Raw genomic sequence first — 20,103 nt, forward strand, 5'->3', positions numbered from 1 at the left:
CTAATCCTGCTTCTGTCGCGCGTCCCGGCCCTGTCAGGCCGCCCGCGCCCGGTGTTTGTCCCTGTGCCGCGCCCAGGTCTGGGCAAAGCGCATCACGTCTTCTTCCGTCGTCTCGAGCCCGAGGCTGACCCTGATCGCGCCGGAGGCGGTCGCGGCATCCGCGCCCATCGCCCTCAGCACGCGGCTCTCGCGGACCTTGCCCGAGGAACAGGCCGAGCCCGCGCTGATCGCGAAGCCGGCGAGGTCCATCTGCATGACCTGCGTCTCGCCTTTCCAGCCCGGCACCGAGAAACAACTGGTGTTGGGCAGGCGCGGCGCCGCCTTGCCCATGAACTTAACCTCGGGCGCGGCCTCTGCAACGGCTTCTTCTAGAATGTTTCTAAGTTTTTCGATCTCCGCCCAGCGATCCGCGTCCAGATCACCGGCGGCGGCCTGGGCCGCGGCGCCGAAGCCGGCGATGCCGATCAGGTTCTCGGTGCCCGAGCGGCGCCCCATCTCCTGGCCGCCGCCGCGGATCTGCGCCGCAAGATCGGTGCCGCGCGGCATGACCAGCGCCCCGACGCCCTTGGGCCCGCCGAGCTTGTGCGCCGAAACGATGGCCATGCGCGCGCCGGTCCAGTTGAAGGCGAAGGGCCGTTTGCCGAAGACCTGAGTGGCATCGGTCAGGGCCAGACCCTCGGGCAGGCGCTGGATCACGCCGGTCTCGCTGTTGGCGGCCTGCAGGACGCTGTCGCCCGGATCGTCCACCGTCACCCGGCCCTCGCCGTCGACCGGCAGGCTCGGCTCGATCCAGGCGGCCACGGCGTCATGTTCGATGTCGCCGCCCTTGAGCGCGCGGCCCGCGAGCCCCAGCGCCGCGGCCTCGGTGGCGCCCGAGAGAAAGATCACATCCGCCCCGTCGGCGCCGAGCGCGGTCGCCACCTGGCGGCGCGCGGTCTCGACGATGGACTTGGCGGCACGTCCCTCGGCGTGGACCGAGGAGGGATTGCCGACCTGGTCCATGGCCGCGATCATCGCGTCACGGGCCTCGCGCCGCAGCGGCGCGGTGGCGTTCCAGTCAAGATACACCCTCTGGCTCACGGCCGGCCCCCTTGTCTTGGCAAAGCGTGGCTCTCCGGGGATACGGCGGCGCCCGCCCTGCGGATCGGTGAAGCGCTCCCGGGCATCAGCTGTCGTCCACCACGGCAAAGAGCGAGGGCACCGCCGGGCATGGCACCAGCGCGTTGCCCACCACGTCGGAAAGCCGGGTCTGGTGCAGGAAGACATAGACATGCGCCGAGAGCCCCTGCCAGAGCCGGTTCGACAGCGATTGCGCCTTCGACCCCGAGAGCCCGCCCGAGGCGCCGGCGCCCTTGTGCATGGCGTCCACCGTCTCGTCGACGGCGGACAGCACGTCGACCACGCGGATCTCGGTCGAGGGGCGCGACAGCCGGTAGCCGCCGCCGGGGCCCCGGACCGAGGTCACCAGCTCCGCCCGGCGCAGCTTCACGAAGAGCTGTTCGAGATAGGCCAGCGAAATGTCCTGCCGCCGCGCGATATCCGAGAGGGTCACGAGGTCCCCCTCGGGTTGCATCGCGATATCGACAAGCGCGACCATCGCGTAACGGCCCTTGGTGCTGAGTTTCATCGCGTCGCTCCTTCGCGGCCAAGCCGGTTTGCCCCATGCGGCGATTGACCTCAATCCCCGGTTTGCCTATCTCGCACGGAGTCAAAAGGGGCGCAGCCCCGGATTTAGAATTGTTCTAAATAGGTTGAGGGAAGTCGTCAAGATTTCCCGTATCCAAAGGAGCTTCGCGCCTCATGCCCGAGGTTATTTTTCCCGGACCCGAAGGCCGCCTCGAAGGCCGTTACCACCCGCAGAAGGACCGCGACGCGCCGATCGCCATCGTGCTGCATCCGCATCCGCAGTTCGGCGGCACGATGAACAACAAGGTTGTCTACAACCTGCATTACGCCTTCTACAACATGGGCTTCACCGTCATGCGGTTCAATTTCCGCGGTGTCGGGCGCAGCCAGGGCGAATACGACCAGGGGGTGGGCGAGCTGTCCGATGCGGCCGCCGCGCTCGATTACCTGCAATCGCTCAACGCCAATTCCAAGCATTGCTGGGTCGCGGGCTTCTCCTTCGGGGCCTGGATCGGCATGCAGCTCCTGATGCGCCGGCCCGAGATCACCGGCTTCATCTCGGCCAGCCCGCCGGCCAATATGTATGACTTCTCCTTCCTGGCGCCCTGCCCCTCCTCGGGCCTGATCGTGAACGGCACCGCCGACCGCGTGGCGACCCCCGGCGACACCCGCCAGCTGGTGGGCAAGCTGCAGGACCAGAAGGGCATCACCATCACCCACGAAGAGATCGAGGGCTCCGGCCATTTCTTCGAGGAGCCGCACATGGAGACCATGATCGACACGGTCACCGGCTACGTGAAGCGGCGCCTGACCGAGACGACGCGGTAAGGCGGCGGAGATGGCCTCCTATATCACCGAGCTCGCCGACCGGCTCGCCCGGGACACCCTGGCGGCGATGGACGCCTCGGGCGAGGACCGGCTGCACGTCGAGGTGGCCGAGGTGCTCGCCGCCGCCTCGACCACGCTTGAGGAGGAATATCTCACCTGCATGCGCGTCCGCCTCGCCGAGCGCCGCGGGCGGTCGTTCCTAGAGCGCCGGATCGCGGAGCTGGGGATCGGGGCGAAGAGCGGGTGAGGTGCTGCGGGGCGTGGTGGTTGCCGCGCCTTTGCGGAACGTGACCGGGCCGTCCGTGAGGGGCGGCCCTTTTTTGTGATGGTTGGTCTGGGACGCGGCGCCACCCCGCGCCACCCTGCACAGCAGACGGCGAAGGAAGGGCCAAGGCTGAACCCGGTGCTTCAGCGCGAGCGCCTGCCTCGAGCGACACCACTAAAACCTGCACCATACCGCCCTCTCCACAAGCACGATCAGAGGGCACGCGCCGGACCGGGGGCCGGCGCTGCTTACCTCTGAGCGAGGCGCTTTATCCCGGCAAGGTCAAGGCTAGAGGCGAGTTGGGCGCGCCACCCACAAGAGCGCCGGCCCAAGGGGCCGGTCCGGCGCGCGCTCGGCATCTTCGATGCTATTCGGGCGCAAGGAGGCGCTTGGGATGCCAGGTCGGAAAGACTGCTAACCGGAGGAGTGCCGAGGGTCTCGGCCTCTACCGTAGGAATGAACTCCCCCGTGTCGTGCTGGGTGCCCCTACCACCCATCCCGAACAGAGGGCGCGCACCGGACCGGGGGCCGGCGCTGCCAACCTCTGAGCGAGGCGCTTTATCCCAACAAGGTCAGGGCTAGGGGTAATCTGAGCACGCCATGCCAAAGAGCGCCGGCCCAAGGGGCCGGTCCGGCGCGCGCCCGGCACCTTCGGTGCTATTCGGGCGCAAGAAGGGCCTTGATTGGACCCGAGGATCTTAGTGCAGACGCCTGTCATGGATTCAACGTGCGTAAGCCGCGTCCTACCGCCCCGTCCACTAGCGTCAATAAAGCGCGCAAGAAGCGGTGGCTTGTCCGAGCCAGCCCCCCCTGTTACGCCGCCTTCTCCGCCTGCATCTCGCGCAACAGCGCGCCGTAGCCGCCGTCCTCGGCGAAGCGCTCCTCCTGCGAGGTCGTCTTCCGGCCGAGCGCGCCGTTGCGGTAGGGGAACCGCCCGAAGAGCCGGATCACCTCGCGGTGCACGCGGGCGTGCAGCAGGTTGCTCTCGGCCTCGGGCATCCGCTCCTTCATCAGGCGCACGCATTGCTCCTGGTCGCAGAGGTTCTCCGAATGCATCAAGGGCAGGTAGAAGAACTGCCGCGCCGGGGCGTCGATCTTCAGGTCCCACTGCTTGCGGATCGCCTGTTTCGCCGCCGCGAGCGCGATCTGGTCGCCGGCGAAGGCCCGGGCCGAGCCGCGGAACATGTTGCGGGCGAACTGGTCGATCAGGATCACATAGGCCAGGACCCCCGAGGGATAGGTCAGCCAGAGCGCGTGATGGCCCTCCATCGCCGCCTCGTAGCTCGGCCCGAAGCGCCGGGTGATCTCGGCGTCGAGCGCGTCCTCCTGCTTATACCACCCTTCCGGTCCGACCTCGTCGAGCCAGAAGGCCAATATCTCCTCGGGTCCGGCGGTCATGGCTCCGCTCCCTCGTCCAACATCACTACCCTTCCCCAAGGGTAATCACGCGCGCACCGGAGGGCACAATCACCTTTTATGTCAACGATGTGACAGGGTTGCGCCTCAGCCCTCCGCGCCCGGGCGGGCGCCGGGGGACACAGGATCCGCGTCCTCCTCGCCGTCCGCCTCGGCCTCGGCGGTCTCGATCGCCCAGTCCTGTGCGGCACCCATGGCCACCATGGAGGCGGTCGGCATCACCGGGATGTAGTCGTTGGTGTCATCGGCGGTCGGACGGCGCGAGGCGCGCCAGAGCGCGTAGCCCATGAGCATCAGCATCGGGATGGCGATCAGCACGAAGAAGGCCGCGGGCCCCGAGGTGGTCATCAGGAAACCGGTCAGGATCGGGCCCATGACCGCGAAGACACCGTTCAGGAACTGCAGCCCCGCCGAGGCCGCCGCCATGTCCTCGAACTCGAGGAAGTCGTTGGTATGGGCGATCAGCAGCGAATAAAGCGGGTTGGCCGCGCCGCCGATCATGAAGGCCGCGCCGACCAGCACCAGGAACTGCTCGGAGAAAAGCGAGGCCACAACCGCCGCGGCACCGCCGACGCCCGCCACGATGGAGATCAGCAGGCGCCGGTCCATGCGGTCGGAGACATAACCCAGGGGATACTGGAAGATCAGCGCGCCGGTGTAGAAGGCCGCCACGAAGATCGAGGTCTGCGCCAGGCTCAACCCGGCCTCGGTGGCGAAGACCGCCGCCATGCCGAACTGCGCCGCGAAGACCGAGCCCATGAGCGCCATGCCGACGCAACCCAGGGGCGAGGACTGGAAGAGCTGGCCCAGCGTCATCCGCTTGGTCGACTCGAAGGCCGGCGTCGGAGAGATGCTCAGAAGGATCGGCGCGAAGGCCAGCGAGACCAGCACCGAAGGGATCACGAAGAGCAGGAAGCCCGACTGGTCCGGCAGGTTCAGGATCGCCTGGGCGGCGATGATGCCGACCATCTGCACGATCATGTAGAGCGACAGCGCCTGCCCTCGGGTCTCGTTGGTCGAGGAGTTGTTCAGCCAGCTCTCGGCGGTGACGTAGAGACCGCAGAAGGCAAAGCCCAGGACCACCCGGCCAGCGACCCAGAAGGGCGCATAGGGCAGCGCGGGGAACAGGATCAGCACCGCCGAGACGATCGAGCCGAGGGCCGCGAAGACGCGCACATGGCCGACCCGCTGGATCATCCGCGGGGTCATCTGCGAGGCGATGATGAAGCCCAGGAAATAGGCCGCCATGACGATCGACATCATGAAGGGCGAAAAGCCCTGCGCCGAGCCCCGGACACCCAGGAGCGAGCCCTGGAGGCCGTTGCCGACCATCAAGAGCGTCATGCCCAGAAGCAGGGCCCAGGAGCTGTTGAATACCTGGATCATGGCGGGTGTCCCCTGTCGTTTCGCCGCCGCCTTAGCGCGATTCTCCGGGGGGTCACAACGGCCCCGCGACAGGGGTCTGTCGCAAACGGCACTTTCGGCTCAGGGGATCAGCAGCGAGGCGTCCCCGTAGGAGAAGAACCGGTAGCGCTCGGCGATGGCGTGGGCATAGATCTCGAGGATCCGCTCGCGCCCCATGAGGGCCGCCACCAGCATCATCAGCGTCGATTTCGGCAGGTGGAAATTGGTCATCAGCGCATCGGTCACCCGGAAGGTGAAGCCGGGATAGATGAAGATGTCGGTCTCGCCCGCGAAAGGCGCGATGGCGCCGGTCTCGCGCGCCGCGCTTTCGATCAGGCGCAGGGCGGTGGTGCCGACAGGGATGATCCGCCCGCCCGCGGCGCGGGTCGCGGCGATCTCCTCCGCAGCCTCGGCGCTGACCTCGCCCCATTCGGCGTGCATCTTGTGGGTGGTCACATCCTCGACCTTGACCGGCAGGAAGGTGCCCGCGCCCACATGCAGGGTGACATGGCTGAAGGTGACGCCGCGGGCCTCCAGCGCCTCAAGGAGCGGCGCATCGAAATGCAGCGATGCCGTGGGCGCCGCGACCGCGCCCGAGCGGCGGGCCCAGATGGTCTGGTAGTCCTCCTTGTCGCGGGCATCAGCGGGGCGCTTGGCGGCGATATAGGGCGGCAGCGGCATGGCCCCGGCCTCGGCCAGGGCGGCGTCGAAATCCTCGCCCGAGAGGTTGAAGCGCAGCCTGGCCTGGCCGTCCTCCTTGGCCTCGAGCGTGGCGGAGAGAGCCTCGGAGAAGACAACCTCCTCACCCTCGCGCAGCTTCTTCAACGGCTTGACCAGCGCGCCCCAGCTGCCGTCGGCCTGCGGCTCAAGGAGCGTCACCTCGATCCGCGCCTCGGTCGGGCCTTCAGGTCCCGACCGCCGCCGGGTGCCCGAAAGCCGCGCCGGGATCACGCGGGTGTCGTTCAGGACCAGCCGGTCGCCGGGACGCAGCCAGTCGGGCAGATCGCGCACCACCGCGTCATGGGTGGCAGAGCCCTCGGCCACCAGGAGCCGCGCGGAGGAGCGCGGCCGCGCGGGCCGGGTCGCGATCCGGTCCTCGGGCAGGTCGAAATCGAAATCGGAAAGCAGCATCTCGGGCGGGCCTCGGGTGGTCTTCGGTGCGGTCTCGGGATCAGTTCCCCGGGCTCGGCGGCGGGCGCCGGAAGATCTCGCGGAACATGCCGGGTGTGAACACCGAAAGCGGATTGACCGCAACCCGGGGCTCGGCCATCGCGCCGGTCACGTTGAAGTTGAAGCCGAAGAGCCCCTCGCCCGGGCGGGTCAGAAGCTGGCCCACGCCGTTCAGGAAGTAGATCGGCGAGAAGACCCCCTGCACGTCGATCCGCCGGTTGGCGAGGTCGAGGTAGCCGTCGACCGAGATGCCCATCGAGGGGCCGACCGCCGCGGCGCGTTCGATCACCAGCTGGCGCGGGGTCAGGCGGAACTGCGCGTCCACGTCGGAGAAATAGATCCCCGGCCCCTCGAGCTGGTCGATGATGCCGACGATCGAGACCGCGTCGAGCAGCGCGCCCAGGATCGGCGCGTCGCGCAGCCGGGCGTCGCTGACCTTGAGCCGCCCGTCATAGGTGCCGCGCGCACCCCGGACCGGCACCAGCGTCATGTCGAGCGTGCCGTCGTCGACCTGACGGAAGAGCCCCGCCGCCTCGAGCACCGCGCCGGCGTTGTCGGATTCGAGCCGGATCGCCGTGCCGCCGTTCTGCGGCACCGCCGCGCCGCTGATCCGCACGCCGTCGCCCTCGAGCCCCGAGGTGAAGCGCCCGTTGAGCCCGCCGGCGACCTGGAAGTCGCCCGAGAGGCCGCGCAGGATGATGCCCTCGGTCACATAGAGCCGGTCGAGCGATACCGAGAGCGGGATCGGCGCGCCGCCCCCGCCGACCGCGCCGCCGCTGCCGCCCAGCTCGGCCCGGCGCAGGTCCAGCGTGCCGCCGTTGATCGCGATGGCCGGCGGACGCCCGGCGCCGCGCGCGCTGAGCGTCACCGCCCCGTCGAACCAGCCGCCCACCGAGACCTCGGGCAGGTCGAGCCGCTGGAAGCCGCCATCGTCTGCGAGCGCCACGTTGCCCCGCGCCTGCAGCCCCGCGCCGGACAGCCGGAGGCCCTCGAGGCTGACGCGCTCGCCGAGGCTGCCCGCCAGCTCGAAGCGACCCGTCGCCTCGCGCGAGAGGCCCCAGTTGATCGCCGGTATCGAGAGGGCAAGGCCCGCGAGCTCCGAGGTCAGCTCGAAGCGCGGCGGCGTTTCCGGCGCCAGCGTCAGGGTGAAGCGCCCGGGCCCGCTGCCGCGCAGGAAGCCCTCGGGCAGGGTCACGCCGAAAGCGCGCGCGGCGCTGTCCGACAGCGTCACCTCGGCCTCGACCCGGGCCGGCTCGCCCTGCGCCTCACCGAAGGGCAGCGCGAAGCGGCCCCGGAGCGGCACGTCCGAGAGCGCCGCCTGCCCCGAGACGGTCAGCCCGGTCTCGGTGACCGAAACGTCGAGCTGCTCGGCGGTGAGCCTCCGGTTCGGCACCAGGCTCTCGCTCGTGGCATTCGCCACGGTGCCGGTGAGGTCGATCTGCATGTCGGGCAGCCGGATGCCGCTGCGGAGCGGCAACCGCAGGGTGCCGGTCGCCGCGATCTCCCCGTCGATCAGCGCCACGGGGCGGTTGGCGCGTTGCATGACCCGCATCGGGTCGGCGTCGAGAAAGGACAGAAGCGCCGTCACTGAGGACCGCGTGTCGAGCCGCAGCTCGCCGGTCGCGGGTTTCTGCGAGCCGTCGGCGATCACGAAGGTGCTGCCGCCCAGATCGATCGGCCCGCCTTCGGCGGGATGGGCGGTGCCCCGGTCGACCATGACCGCCAGCCGGTCGCCGTGGATCACCAGCTGCCCTTCGGCGGATTCGACCGGCGGCAGGGTCTCGGCGAAGCGCACCCGCGCCTCCTCGAAGCGCAGGTCGATGTAGCGCAGCGGCGCCGCGCGGTCGGGCGCGAAACGCAGGGCGATCCTGGCGTCGCGCAGCCGCCCGGTCTCGACATTGGCGACCACCCAGTTGCGGGTCTGGGGCGCCAGCCGCGCGGGCCAATAGGTGGTCACGATGCCCGGCGTGGTCTCGGCGATCTCGGCGTCGAGCGCGACGCGCCAGCCGTCCTGCCCGGCCTCGGCCCGGCCCGAGGCGCGCAGCGGCATCTCCGGGTCCACCACCCGGAAGCGGCCCAGTTCCAGCCGGAAGGGATCGAGGCTCAGCCGCATGTCGGCCTCGGCGCGGTCGATCTCGAGCGGCGCGCCGAAGATGTCCTGCGGGTTGGTCGAGAGATCGGCCAGGGTGAACTGCCCGACGAAGGCGCCCTCTTCGGTCAGCGAGACGCGGCCCTCGGCCTCGGCGCGGCCGAAGGCGCTGTCGACCGAGACCTCGGTGAAGCGCAGCTGCCCGGTCTGCGGGATGTAGCCGAAGGCGGTGCGGGCCCCGGCGAAGGCCACGGGCGTGGCCCCCGGCGTCGGCTGCAATGCGCCCTCGCCGATGGCCAGCGTCACGTCGAGCCCGCCAAGCGCGCCGCTTTCGTCGAGATAGCCGCGCAGGTCGCCCGAGATCGGCGCGCGGATCGCCTCGAGCCAGGCCAGCGCCGGGCTTTGCGTGGCGATGTCGCCCGAGGCCAGCGTGTCGAGGCTGAGCCCGAAGCTCACGTCCTGCGCGCCGATGTCGCTTTCGGCGTCGATCTCGACAAGGCCGAGGCCCGTCTCGCCGCCCAGCAGCGCGATCTCGCCCCTAAGCCGCAGCGCGCCGGCCACCCGTTCGGCGACCAGCGTGCCGCCGTCGGCGGTCCAGCCGCGGCGGGCGCGGGCGTCCTCGTAGCGCAGCGTGATGCCGTCGATGCCGACCCGGTCGAGCCCGTCGAGCCTGGGCGTGCCGAGCGCCTCGTCGATCCGGGCGATCACCGTGGGCAGATCGGGGCGCGCCCCGCCCTGCCCGAGCGTCAGCCCGAGACTGAGCGCGCCGGCCTCGTCGCGCTCCATGGTCAGGAGAAGCCCCGAGGCCTCGGCCTCCTCCAGCGCGATCTCGCGCGACAGGAGCGCCCGCGCCGAGAGCCCGGCGCGCAATTCGCCCAGGCTCGCGACCTCGGCGCCCGTCGCCTCGGTCCGGAGCCGCACGTCGGTCAGCCCGACCCGCACCAGCCCTTCGGAAAGGAGCTGCAGCCGCAGCGCGCTGAACTCCAGGTCGAAGCCCGGCAGCGCCTCTTCCAGCCGTGTCTCGATGCGCTCGCTCAGCCAGCCCGGCGCGTCGATCGGCCGGCCCAGCAGCGCATAGAGGATCAGCCCCGCCATGGCCCCGACCGAGAGGATCAGCCCCAGGCTCCAGCCGCTGACCCGGCCCAGCCGGCCCAGCCATCCCGCTTTCGGTTTTTTGCTCTCCGCCACTGGAAGCCACGCCCCGCCGGTTTATCCTCGCGCCTGCGATACATTCACTAGCGCGAAACCGACCACTTTGGGAACGGGGCAGCGCGGTCACGATCAAGAGGATGACAGGATGCCCGAGCGCGGCGAGATGGCCCCCGACTTTACCCTGCCGGTGACCGGCGGCGCCGAGGTGACGCTCTCGGCCTTGCGCGGCGCGCCGGTGGTGCTGTTCTTCTACCCCCGCGACGACACCTCGGGCTGCACCAAGGAGAACGAGGATTTCACCCGCCTCCTGCCCGAGTTCGAGGCCGCCGGCGTGAGGGTCTACGGCATCTCCAAGGACAGCCTCGCGAGCCATGACAAGTTCATGGCCAAGAAGTCCCTCACCGTGCCGCTTCTGTCCGACGAGGCGGGCTCGGCCTCGGAGGATTTCGGCGTCTGGGTCGAGAAGAAGATGTACGGCAAGACCTTCATGGGCATCGAGCGCGCGACCTTCCTGATCGACGCCGAGGGGCGGCTCGCCGAGGTCTGGCGCAAGGTGAAGGTGCCGGGCCACGCCGACGCGGTGCTGGAGCGCGTCAAAGAGCTCTGATAGGCCCGCCCGCATCGAAGAAGACGCGGGAGAAAGCGCCTTATGCAGATGAGCCTGGCAGAGATGGCGGTGGACGTGCTGACCACCGCCGACGGACGCGAGAAGACCGCCAAGTCCCGCAGATACGCGGCGGAGTGGCAGGCCGCCCGGGCCGAGGGCAAGGAGATCCCTCTGGGCGAAGCCGAGCCGCCGCTGCGGCCCGCGCGTCCCGAGGCGCCCGAGCTGCGCGACCCCCGCGACGTGCCCAAGCGCAAGCCCGGCTCCGAGGCCGGGCGCATCGCGCTACTGCACGCGGTGGCCCACATCGAGCTCAACGCCGTCGACCTGCACTGGGACATCATCCCGCGCTTCACCGGCACGCCGATGCCGCTGGGCTTCTACGACGACTGGGTCCGGGCGGCGGACGAGGAATCCAAGCATTTCAACCTGATGTGCGACTGCCTCGAAGAGGCGGGCAGCCACTACGGCGCCCTGCCCGCCCATGCCGGCATGTGGCGCGCCGCCGAGGACACGGTGGACGACCTGCCGGGCCGGCTGGCCGTGGTGCCCATGGTCCTCGAGGCGCGCGGGCTCGACGTGACGCCGGGCATGATCGAAATCTTCCGCAAGGCCGGCGCCGACAGCGCGGTCGCCGCGCTCGAGACGATCTACGCCGAGGAAGTGGGCCATGTCGCCTACGGCTCGAAGTGGTTCCACTACCTTTGCGGGCGCTTTGAGACCGACCCGACGCCCGAGTTTCACCGCCTCGTCCGGCGCTATTTCAAGGGCGCCCTGAAGCCGCCGTTCAACGAGGAAAAGCGCGCCGAGGCCGGGCTCGCGCCGGATTTCTACTGGCCGCTGGCGCAGTAGCCCCGCGCTGCGGGCCACGAATTTTCCGCCAGACGGCACGCAGAATCGGCGGATTTTCGCCCACACGGCATGAAACCGCCCGTCTGGCCAGCTCCAAAGCCCGAAAAAGTTGCGCTATCGGAAATGTCTTTGTAACCCCTTGCCTCAAGGTGCCGTGAGGGGAAACGAGCGCCGTGATTGGGACGGGAAGAGGACACGGACACTTGCGGACGCAGCTTGTCATCAAGCTCCACTCGACGCTGGAGCGGTACTTTCCTGAACGTCGACTGTTTCTGAAATCCGACACGGATACCCGCTTCATCCGGCTGAGACCGGAAACCCAGGCCATCGCAACGCTGGGCGGGACCGTGGTGGTCGGATGGACGATCATCGCCACTGCCGTTCTTCTGATGGATTCGATCGGCGCTGGAAACTTCCGCGATCAGGCTCTGCGCGATCAGGTGACTTATCAGCAACGGTTGAACGCGCTCTCCGAGGAACGCGACGCCCGCGCCGCCGAGGCCGTGGCCGCGCAGGAGCGCTTCAACGCCGCGCTCGACGAGGTCTCGATGATGCAGTCCGAACTGCTGGCCGCGCAGAACAAGGTGCGCGAGCTGGAGACCGGGCTCGACGTGGTGCAATCGACCCTCGGCAAGACCATGAAGGAGCGCGAGGCCGCCCGCGAGCAATACGCCGCGCTGAAGGGCGATCTCGAGGCCGAGGGCGGCCTGCCCGCCTCGGGCTCCGGCGAGAACGAGACCGTGGCGCTTCTGACCGACGCGCTGTCGCGCACCGCCGCCGAGCGCGACCAGGTGGTCGCCGACGCCGAGGACGCCTTCGTGCGCGCCGACGAGATGCGCACCGAGATCCGGCTGATGGAAGAGAAGAACGACATGATCTTCCGCCAGCTCGAAGAGGCGATGACCGTCTCGGTCAAGCCGCTCGACAAGATGTTCGAGGCCGCGGGCATGGACCCCGACCAGATCATCAGCCAGGTGCGCCGCGGCTATTCCGGCCAGGGCGGCCCGCTGACGCCGCTGTCCTTCTCGACCCGCGGTGAGGATCTGGGCGCCGATGCCGAACGCGCCAACCGCATCCTCAACCAGATGGACCGGCTGAACCTCTACCGGATCGCCGCGCAGAAGGCGCCCTTCGCCTCGCCGCTGCGCGATCCCTTCCGCTTCACCTCGGGTTTCGGCTACCGCTGGGGCCGGTTGCACGCCGGCACCGACTTCGCCGCGCCGCATGGGACGCCGATCTATGCCACCGCCGACGGCACCGTGGTGCATGCCGGCTGGCAGTCGGGATACGGCCGCCTGGTGAAGATCAAGCACGAGTTCGGGATCGAGACCCGCTACGCCCATAATTCCAAGCTCCTGGTCAAGGTGGGTCAAAGGGTCTCGCGCGGGCAGCAGATTGCTGCTATGGGGAATACCGGACGTTCGACCGGCACCCATCTGCATTACGAGGTGCGCGTCGGCGGTAAGCCCGTGAATCCCATGACCTATATCAAGGCTGCGAACGATGTTTTCTAAGAGCAAGATCAACGACCCCGCACCGAAGGCGGACGAGCCGAAACCGTCGTCCGCCTCTGATAGCGCCAAGCCCGCCGCCCCGGACTACAAGTCGGACTTCAAGCCCTCCGCGCCCAAGGCCAAGCCGCCGGCCTCGATCCTTTCGGCCGATCTGCACGTCGAGGGCAACCTCAAGACCTCGGGCGACATCCAGGTCGAGGGCACCGTCGAGGGCGACATCCGCGCGCATCTGCTGACCATCGGCGAGAGCGCCACCATCAAGGGCGAGGTCATCGCCGACGACGTGGTGATCAACGGCCGGATCGTCGGCCGCGTGCGCGGCCTGAAGGTCCGCCTGACCGCCACCGCCCGCGTCGAGGGCGACATCATCCACAAGACCATCGCGATCGAGAGCGGCGCCCATTTCGAAGGCTCGGTGCAGCGCCAGGACGACCCGCTGTCGACCAACAAGGGCAAGCCCGCCGCCGCGCAGGGCCAGGCTTCGGGCGGCCAGTCGCAAGCCGCCGCGCCGGCGCAGAAGCCCGCGCAGCAGACCAGCTGATGCGCCCCGGGGTGTCCGCGCCATGACGGACACCGGGACAGATGACGGACGGGCCTCCGCCACGCGGGGGCCCGTTTTCGATTCCGCCCTCTGCACGGCGGCGGCGCGGAAATACCTGCTGGCCGCGGCGATCCTGGCCTCGGCCCTGGGCTTCATCGACGGCAGCGTGGTGGCCATCGCCCTGCCCGCGATGCGCGCCACGCTCGAAGCCTCGCTGGTCGAGGCGCAGTGGATCGGCAATGCCTACCTGCTGACGCTCTCGGCGCTGATCCTTTTGGGCGGCGCGCTCGGCGACCGCTTCGGGGTGGCGCGGGTCTTCGGCCTGGGCATCGCGGTCTTCGTCCTGGCTTCCATGGTCTGCGCATTGGCGCCGAGCCCCGAGCTGCTGATCGGCGCGCGGGCGATCCAGGGCATCGGCGCGGCGCTCATGGTGCCGGGCTCGCTGGCGCTGATCAGCCAGGCCTACCCGCGCGAGGAGCGCGGCCAGGCGATCGGCACCTGGGCCGCCGCCTCGGCGCTGACCACCGCGCTCGGGCCGGTGGTCGGCGGGCTGGCGCTCGACACCTTCGGCGATGCCGCCTGGCGCTGGATCTTCGCGGTGAACCTGCCGCTCGGGGGGCTGGCGCTCTGGCTGCTCTGGCGCTTCGCCTCGGGCGGGCGCACCCAGGAGGACCGCCCGCTCGACGTCCTCGGCGCGGGCCTCGCGACGCTGGGGCTCTTGCTGATCGCCTGGGGGCTCTCGGGCGGCGAAGGCGCGGGCCACGGCGGGCGGCTGCGCTGGGATCTCGCCGGCGCTGGGGCGGTCATCTTCGCGGGCTTTCTTTATTCCCAGGCCCGGGTGCGCGCGCCCATGGTGCCGCTGGGGCTCTTCGCCAACCGCGTCTTCGCGGCGGCCAACCTTCTGTCGTTCTTCCTGTATTTCGCGCTGACGGCGATGCTCTTCTACCTGCCGATGACGCTGATCGCGACCTGGGGCATCAGCCCGCTGACCGCCGCTCTGGCCTTCGCGCCGCTCTCGGTCTTCATCTCGACGCTCTCGCCCTGGGTTGGGCGGCTGGCCGACCGGATCGGCCCGCGCCTGCCGATCGCGGCGGGCTCGGCGCTGGTGGCCCTGGCCTATGGCGCACTGGCGCTGACGGTGCCGCTGCAGGAGTTCTGGCGCGTCGTGCTGCCCTGCATGGCGCTGGCGGGGCTCGGCATGGCGCTGGTGGTGGCGCCGCTCTCGACGGCGGTCATGGGGGCGGTGGCCGAGGGCGAGACCGGCATCGCCTCGGGCATCAACAACGCGGTGACGCGGGTCGCGGGGCTGATCGCCGTGGCGCTGGCCGGGGCCCTGGCCGGGGCGGTCTATGCGCTCTCCGGCGGAACCGAGAGCTTTGCCGCCGCGAGCAGCGGCGCGGGCCACGTGAGCGCCACCAACGCGGGCTTCCAGGCGGTCGCCTGGGCCGCCGCGGTCCTGTCGGCCGCGAGCGCCCTGGTGGCCTGGCTGGGGCTGAAACCTCAGGCCTCGAGCTCGGCGTCCCAGTAGAGGAAATCGATCCAGCTGTCGTGCAGGTGGTTCGGCGGGAACTTCCGGCCCATGTTGCGCAGCCCCTCCGCGCCGGGCTGGCGCGGCGGCTTGCGCAGCGTCAGGCCCGAGCGGCGCAGGCTCTTCGAGCCCTTGCGCAGGTTGCAGGGCGCGCAGGCCGCGACGACGTTTTCCCAGCTGGTGATCCCGCCCGAGGCGCGCGGCACAACGTGGTCGAAGGTCAGATCGCCCTTCGATCCGCAGTATTGGCAGCGGAATTCGTCCCTCAGAAAAAGATTGAAGCGCGTGAAGGCCACGCGCTTCTGGGGTTTGACGAAATCCTTGAGGACGACGACGCTGGGGATCCTGAGGCTCATCGAGGGGCTTCGGACGACCTCGTCGTATTCGGCGATGATGTCCACCCGGTCGAGGAAGGCCGCCTTCACCGCCTCCTGCCAGGGCCAGAGGCTCAATGGGTAATAGGAGAGCGGCCTGTAATCCGCGTTGAGCACGAGCGCGGGATGCTGCCTGAGGCTCCCCGGTTCCCGTACGAAGCTGGTTCTGAAATCGCCGTCCATCTGCGGAGTCGTCCTTCGCCCTGTCTGCTCGTCTCAAGCACCAGGGCGGGACGCCCCGCCCCAGCCACATCTCCACTATATATCGCGTTCGCCACCTGGCAAGCCTCGCAATATACGGTGTCGCTGTGGACAAGTAAGGCGAGTCGGTAACGCCTGCGTAACAGGCAGAGACCTCAGCGCGGGATCAGAAGCCGCATTTGTCGCGCAGGAAGGCCAGCGCCACGCCCAGGCCCTCGGGGTCGATGCCATGAGCGGTGCCCTTCATCACATGGGCGTAGACGTCGGTCCAGCCGGCCTTCTGCAGGGCCTCGGCGGCCTCGGGCAGGCTTTGCGGCGGCACCACGTCGTCCTGGTCGCCATGGACCAGCAGCACCGGCGGGCGGGACACCACCTCGTCGACCAGGAGCTCGGGGTTCAGAAGCCGCCCCGAGAAGCCCGCGATGCCCGCCAGCGCATCCTCGCGCCGAGGCGCCACCTGCAGGCTCATCATGGTGCCCTGCGAGAAGCCGAAAAGCGCCACCTGCTCGGGCATGACGTCCTCGTCGACCATCAGGCTGTCGAGGAAGGCGTCGAGGTCCTGGGCCGCGGCGCGCATGCCCTCTTCGCTGTCCTCCTGGCTGGAGCCGTCGATCCAGGGGATCGGGAACCACTGGAAGCCGAAGGGCGCCCCGGCGCAGGCCTCGGGCGCGTCGGGCGCCACGAATAGCGTGTCGGGCAGGTGTTCGGCCAGGGGATCGGCAAGGCCCAGAAGGTCCGCGCCATTGGCGCCATAGCCATGCAGGAAGACCACGACGGAGCGGGTTTCGCCCGATTTGGGCTCCTTGCGTCCGGCTTGCAATACGCGCGTCATGCGATGCCCTCTCGATCCTTTGCCACGTGGTAGTAGGCCCAGAGCGCCCGGGCTGCAACCGATCGCCAGGGCGACCAGGCGCGGGCCATCTCGCGCAGGGGCTTCTCGCGCGGGCGCTCGGGCAGCTCGAAGAGGACCCGCGCGGCCTCCTGTAGCGCCAGGTCGCCGGGCGCGAAGACATCCGCCCGGCCAAGCGCGAACATCGCGTAGATCTCGGCGGTCCAGACGCCGATGCCCTTCACCTCGGTCAGCGTCGCGACGACCTCCTGGGTGGGCGTCTCGCGCAGGGCGGCGTAGTCGATCCGCGCCTCGGCCAGCGCCTTGGCGTAGCGCGCCTTCTGCCGCGACAACCCGTGCTCGCGCAGTGTCTCTTCCGAGACCGCGCGGATCGCCGCCTCCTCGGTGAAGCCTGCCGCCTCGAGCCGGCCCCGGATCGCCCGCGCCGAGGCGACCGAGACCTGCTGGCTGACGATGGCGTTCAGAAGCTGGCCGAAGCCGTCGGGTGTGCGCCTCAGCGGCAGGGGCCCGGTCGCCGCCATGGCGCGGGCAAAGCGCGGCTCGGCCTCGGCAAGCCAGGCCGCGCCCTCGGCGACGCAGGCGTCGGTCAGGATGATGCGGCCGATCTCAGCCATGAAAGCGCCTCCTCGGGGGTTCTTGCGCGGGGGCCCGGGGGCGCCGGGCCGCGGGACATCAGGATGACCGTGACGCCGAGGCGGCGGGCGGCCTCGATCTTGGGCCAGCTCCCGCTGCCGCCGGCGTCGCGGGTGATGAGATGGGTGACGCCGAGCCGCTGCATCAGCGCCCGCTCTCCGGCGATGTCGAAGGGGCCGGGCGCGGTCAGGACCCGCGCGCCCCGGACCGGGGGGCGGCCCCCTGCCCCGCCGCGCCGGCGCAGGATCAGATGGCCCGGCCAGCGCGCGAGCGTCGCGTAATCCTCGCCCCCGGTGGTGGCGAAGACCCGGGCGCCCTGCGGCAGATGATGCAGCGCCCGGGCCATGTCGCGGACGCGGAGCCAGCGCGCCCCGGGGCGCGGAACATAGCCCGGCCGCTCGAGCCGCAGAAGCGGCAGCCTCCGGGCGCGGGCAGCGCGCCAGAGCGCCCAGTGGCCCGCGCGGTCGCAGGGGTGGCGGGCGTCGATCACCGCCGTCAGATCCTCGGGCAGTCGCGCCCCGGGCGAAAGCGCACGGGCCTCCGGCAGCTGCGCCAGAAGCGCCCGCGCCTCCGCGCTGCCCGTGACGATCCCGACGGCCTGCCTCATGGCGCAAGACATATCCCCCTGAGGCCGCAAAGACCACGCCTTGCCGCCGCCCCGCGCGAGGGATAGCAATGCCGCATGACCGATCAGCGCGCCAAGAAAAACGTCGCCGTCCTCGTCGCGGCCCAAGCGATCCTGGGCGCGCAGATGCCCATGATTTTCATCGTCGGCGGGCTGGCCGGCCAGTCGCTCGCGGGCAACCCCTGCTTCGCGACGCTGCCGATCTCGCTGATCATCATCGGCTCGATGGTCTCGGCCTCGCCGCTGGCGAGCTTCATGCAGAGCCACGGTCGCCGGGCGGGCTTCTTCGTCGGCGCCACCGGCGGCGCGCTGGGTGGGGTGATCGGGGCCGCGGGGCTCTGGTTCGCCTCCTTCCCGCTGTTCCTGCTCGGCTCCTTCATGACCGGGATCTATTTCGCCGCGCATAACTTCTACCGCTTCGCCGCCGCCGACACCGCCTCCGAGGCCTTCCGGCCCAAGGCCATCTCCTACGTGCTGGCGGGCGGGCTGATTTCGGCGCTGATCGGGCCGCAGATCGTCAAGCTGACCTCCGAGGCCTTCGTGGTGCCCTTCCTCGGCACCTATGGCGCGGTGATCGCGGTGAACGTGCTGGGCGCGGGGCTTTTTGCCTTCCTCGACATCCCCAAGCCCGCTGCCCCGAGCGCCGAGACCCCCGCCGGGCGCAGCCGGGGCGAGCTGCTGCGCACCCCGCGCATCGCCGTGGCGATCATCTGCGCCATGGTCTCCTACGCGCTGATGAACCTGGTGATGACCTCGACGCCGCTCGCGGTGGTGGGCTGCGGCTTCGCCCAGTCCGATGCCGCCAACATCGTCTCGGCGCATGTCTTGGCGATGTATGTGCCCTCCTTCTTCACCGGCCATGTGATCGCGCGCTTCGGGGTCGAGAAGGTCATCGGGCTCGGCCTCGCGATCCTCGCGGGCGCGGGCATCGTGGCGCTGGCGGGCATGGAGCTCGGCAATTTCTACCTGGCGCTGGTGCTTCTGGGTGTCGGCTGGAACTTTGGCTTCATCGGCGCGACGACGCTGCTGGCGGGCGCCCACCGCCCCGAGGAGCGCGGCCGCGTCCAGGGTCTGAACGACGTGATCGTCTTCGGCGGCGTGGCGGTGGCCTCGCTGGCCTCGGGCGGGCTGATGAACTGCTCGGGCGGCAGCGTCGGCGCCGGCTGGGCGGCGGTGAACCTGGCGATGCTGCCGCTCCTGGCGCTGGCGGGCGGGGCGCTCTTGTGGCGGACGCTGCGGCCGCGCACGCAGGCGGCGGAGTGAGGCTAAGGGCCTCGGTTCGCGGGAGGGGCGCTGCTTTGCGCCCCGGCCCGGGCCTTCAGAACCGCCCGAGCGCTTTCAGGTAAGCCAGCCGCGCGGCGCTTTTCGCGGGGTTCGGCTCCAGCCGCCCCTCGAGGACCGCCGCGGGGTCCTTCCGCACCGTCTTCAGCACCGGCTCGGCCTCCCAGGTCGCGAGGAACGCCGGGCGCGCCGGTTTCGAGACCTTGGCCCGCCGCGCCTCGGCGAGACGCTTGAGGCCCTGCTCGGCCAGCTCGGCGAGTTGCCCGTGCTCCTCGGACAGCAGCGGCTGGCGGTTCTTCGCGCGCAGCTCCGGCACCGCGCGCAGGAAGGCCGCGAGCCCTGCCGCATAGCCCGCCCCGAGCGCGGCTGTTTCGTCGACCTCGCCGAGGCTGCGCGCCGCGGCGAGAAGCAGGAGGCCGCCGGTCTCCTCGATGTAGCGGTCGAAATGCTCGCGGTCCTCGAAGGGCTCGGGGTAGAGATCCCAGCGCCGCGCACCGACCAGCCGGTCGAGCCGCTCCGCCAGCCCCGGCCCGAGCGCCAGCGCCAAGGGCGTGACCACGTCGTGACGCCGCACCACGCCGCCGGCCTCGATCTCGGCCAGGGCGTCGCGCCACCATTGCAGCCGCATCTCGCCGATCATCGGCTCCGAGGTCACCCAGGGCGCCCGGGCGACCTCGAGGTTGAAGGCATAGATCGGGAAGAGCACCCGGCGCGCGGCGACTGGCGCCGCCATGACCGCCCGGAAGCGCGGCGGATCGCCCTTTTCGACCGCCTGGGCGCAGGCCGTGAGATCGTCATCGAAGTCCATGCGGGGCACCTAGCCCCGCGGGCGCCCGGCGAAAAGGGGGTTTGCGTGGGGCGCGCGGTGGGACGGGGCGATTTGGCGCGGGGGATGGTGGAAGCCCAACGGTCGGTCCGCCGTCCTCCCCCCCCTCTCAGAGAGGGCGCGCGCCGGACCGGGGGCCGGCGCGGCTGCACTCCGAGCTGCGCACTTTATCCCAACAAGGTCAGGACTAGCGTCGGGCTAAGCACAACATCCCAAGGAGCGCCGGCCCAAGGGGCCGGTCCGGCGCGCGCCCGGCATCTTTGATGCTATTCGGGCGCAAGGGGGGGGAATGGAACGGAGATGTTGCGTGGGGAACTGCGCGGT

At 70.0% G+C, this 20,103-nt stretch carries 19 protein-coding genes; 8 read left to right on the forward strand and 11 right to left on the reverse strand.

Annotated features, from left to right (window positions below):
• Nucleotides 1-33: 33 nt before the first annotated feature.
• Nucleotides 34-1,080, reverse strand: coding sequence for a cysteine desulfurase family protein (locus ACX938_RS04315; protein ID WP_459430116.1), 1,047 nt, complete (start codon nt 1,078-1,080; stop codon nt 34-36).
• Between the two features lie 85 nt (nt 1,081-1,165).
• A complete protein-coding gene (gene iscR / locus ACX938_RS04320; protein WP_232752792.1) occupies nt 1,166-1,627 on the reverse strand; it encodes a Fe-S cluster assembly transcriptional regulator IscR in 462 nt (153 codons plus the stop codon).
• A gap of 173 nt (nt 1,628-1,800) precedes the next feature.
• Between iscR and ACX938_RS04325 the strand changes: the two genes are divergently transcribed.
• Together ACX938_RS04325 and ACX938_RS04330 are read left to right on the forward strand one after the other, a co-directional pair.
• Complete coding sequence (locus tag ACX938_RS04325; protein ID WP_232752791.1) at nt 1,801-2,454, forward strand: alpha/beta hydrolase; 654 nt, start codon at nt 1,801-1,803, stop codon at nt 2,452-2,454.
• A 10-nt stretch (nt 2,455-2,464) separates the two neighbouring features.
• Nucleotides 2,465-2,701, forward strand: a complete 237-nt coding sequence (locus ACX938_RS04330) for a hypothetical protein (RefSeq protein WP_232752790.1) — start codon at nt 2,465-2,467, stop codon at nt 2,699-2,701.
• 831 nt (nt 2,702-3,532) lie between these two features.
• Here ACX938_RS04330 and ACX938_RS04335 read toward each other — a convergent pair.
• The 4 genes from ACX938_RS04335 to ACX938_RS04350 all read right to left on the reverse strand — a co-directional run bounded on the left by ACX938_RS04335 (nt 3,533) and on the right by ACX938_RS04350 (nt 9,986).
• Nucleotides 3,533-4,117 carry a DUF924 family protein gene (locus ACX938_RS04335; RefSeq protein WP_459430117.1) on the reverse strand — a complete coding sequence of 195 codons (585 nt, stop codon included), beginning with the start codon at nt 4,115-4,117 and terminating at the stop codon, nt 3,533-3,535.
• A gap of 105 nt (nt 4,118-4,222) precedes the next feature.
• Nucleotides 4,223-5,521, reverse strand: coding sequence for an MFS transporter (locus tag ACX938_RS04340; protein ID WP_459430118.1), 1,299 nt, complete (start codon nt 5,519-5,521; stop codon nt 4,223-4,225).
• A 99-nt stretch (nt 5,522-5,620) separates the two neighbouring features.
• Nucleotides 5,621-6,670, reverse strand: coding sequence for a tRNA preQ1(34) S-adenosylmethionine ribosyltransferase-isomerase QueA (gene queA, locus ACX938_RS04345; RefSeq protein ID WP_459430119.1), 1,050 nt, complete (start codon nt 6,668-6,670; stop codon nt 5,621-5,623).
• A 40-nt stretch (nt 6,671-6,710) separates the two neighbouring features.
• Nucleotides 6,711-9,986, reverse strand: a complete 3,276-nt coding sequence (locus tag ACX938_RS04350) for a YhdP family protein (protein ID WP_459430120.1) — start codon at nt 9,984-9,986, stop codon at nt 6,711-6,713.
• A gap of 109 nt (nt 9,987-10,095) precedes the next feature.
• On the opposite strand from ACX938_RS04350, the gene ACX938_RS04355 reads away from it, so the two are divergent.
• The 5 genes from ACX938_RS04355 (at nt 10,096) to ACX938_RS04375 (ending at nt 14,989) form a co-directional block, all read left to right on the forward strand.
• Nucleotides 10,096-10,557 (forward strand): peroxiredoxin, encoded by a 462-nt coding sequence (locus ACX938_RS04355; protein ID WP_459430121.1) that lies wholly within the window; start codon nt 10,096-10,098, stop codon nt 10,555-10,557.
• 42 nt (nt 10,558-10,599) lie between these two features.
• Nucleotides 10,600-11,406 carry a ferritin-like domain-containing protein gene (locus ACX938_RS04360; RefSeq protein ID WP_459430122.1) on the forward strand — a complete coding sequence of 269 codons (807 nt, stop codon included), beginning with the start codon at nt 10,600-10,602 and terminating at the stop codon, nt 11,404-11,406.
• Between the two features lie 203 nt (nt 11,407-11,609).
• Nucleotides 11,610-12,920, forward strand: a complete 1,311-nt coding sequence (locus tag ACX938_RS04365; protein ID WP_459430123.1) for a DUF5930 domain-containing protein — start codon at nt 11,610-11,612, stop codon at nt 12,918-12,920.
• Complete coding sequence (locus tag ACX938_RS04370; protein ID WP_459430124.1) at nt 12,910-13,461, forward strand: bactofilin family protein; 552 nt, start codon at nt 12,910-12,912, stop codon at nt 13,459-13,461. The genes ACX938_RS04365 and ACX938_RS04370 overlap by 11 nt, the downstream gene beginning before the upstream one ends.
• 22 nt (nt 13,462-13,483) lie before the next feature.
• A complete protein-coding gene (locus tag ACX938_RS04375; RefSeq protein WP_459430125.1) occupies nt 13,484-14,989 on the forward strand; it encodes an MFS transporter in 1,506 nt (501 codons plus the stop codon).
• Here the strand turns inward: ACX938_RS04375 and ACX938_RS04380 are convergent.
• The 4 genes from ACX938_RS04380 to ACX938_RS04395 form a co-directional block, all read right to left on the reverse strand.
• Nucleotides 14,962-15,546, reverse strand: coding sequence for an HNH endonuclease (locus tag ACX938_RS04380; RefSeq protein WP_459430126.1), 585 nt, complete (start codon nt 15,544-15,546; stop codon nt 14,962-14,964). The two genes, ACX938_RS04375 and ACX938_RS04380, sit on opposite strands and share 28 nt — an antisense overlap.
• 184 nt (nt 15,547-15,730) lie before the next feature.
• The gene (locus ACX938_RS04385; RefSeq protein WP_459430127.1) at nt 15,731-16,396 is read right to left on the reverse strand and encodes an alpha/beta hydrolase; all 666 of its coding nucleotides are present in this window, start codon (nt 16,394-16,396) and stop codon (nt 15,731-15,733) included.
• Nucleotides 16,393-17,028, reverse strand: a complete 636-nt coding sequence (locus tag ACX938_RS04390; RefSeq protein ID WP_459430128.1) for a DNA-3-methyladenine glycosylase family protein — start codon at nt 17,026-17,028, stop codon at nt 16,393-16,395. The genes ACX938_RS04385 and ACX938_RS04390 overlap by 4 nt, the downstream gene beginning before the upstream one ends.
• Nucleotides 17,001-17,654, reverse strand: coding sequence for a precorrin-6A/cobalt-precorrin-6A reductase (locus ACX938_RS04395; protein WP_459430129.1), 654 nt, complete (start codon nt 17,652-17,654; stop codon nt 17,001-17,003). Before ACX938_RS04395 ends, ACX938_RS04390 begins: the two co-directional genes overlap by 28 nt.
• Before the next feature lie 75 nt (nt 17,655-17,729).
• Here ACX938_RS04395 and ACX938_RS04400 point away from each other — a divergent pair, with 75 nt between their 5' ends.
• Complete coding sequence (locus ACX938_RS04400) at nt 17,730-18,935, forward strand: MFS transporter (protein WP_232752774.1); 1,206 nt, start codon at nt 17,730-17,732, stop codon at nt 18,933-18,935.
• A gap of 55 nt (nt 18,936-18,990) precedes the next feature.
• On the opposite strand, the gene ACX938_RS04405 is transcribed toward ACX938_RS04400, so the two are convergent.
• A complete protein-coding gene (locus ACX938_RS04405) occupies nt 18,991-19,761 on the reverse strand; it encodes a squalene/phytoene synthase family protein (RefSeq protein ID WP_459430130.1) in 771 nt (256 codons plus the stop codon).
• Nucleotides 19,762-20,103 lie beyond the last annotated feature (342 nt).

The sequence above is a fragment of the Roseivivax sp. genome (assembly GCF_054552075.1).